The sequence below is a fragment of the Salegentibacter lacus genome, assembly GCF_020164555.1.
Taxonomy (GTDB): Bacteria; Bacteroidota; Bacteroidia; order Flavobacteriales; family Flavobacteriaceae; genus Salegentibacter; species Salegentibacter lacus.
Window position 1 is genome coordinate 1 of the sequence record NZ_JAIQZB010000121.1, and the last position, 242, is coordinate 242.

The 242-nt window shown below is 43.0% G+C and carries 1 protein-coding gene; it reads left to right on the top strand.

The annotated features are described in order from the left end of the window. The coding region (locus LB465_RS18265) for a hypothetical protein (RefSeq protein WP_224471333.1) at nt 1-242 on the top strand (242 nt) is incomplete at both ends.

Sequence of the window (242 nt, forward strand, 5' to 3'; positions counted from 1 at the left end):
CCGATACTTATACTGTAACTGCAAGAAATGCTGACGGATGTGAATCGGAAGAACTTTCTGTAACAATAAACGCTCAACCTGAAACTCCTGATGCTCCTGTAGTAGCTGAAACTGTTCAACCAACTTGCGATATAGCCACCGGATCTTTCAGCATCACTGCTGTAACCGGAATGGAATATAGCTTTAATGGCGGTGCTTTTGAAACTACTACTTCCTGGTCTGAACTTGCTGCCGATACTTAT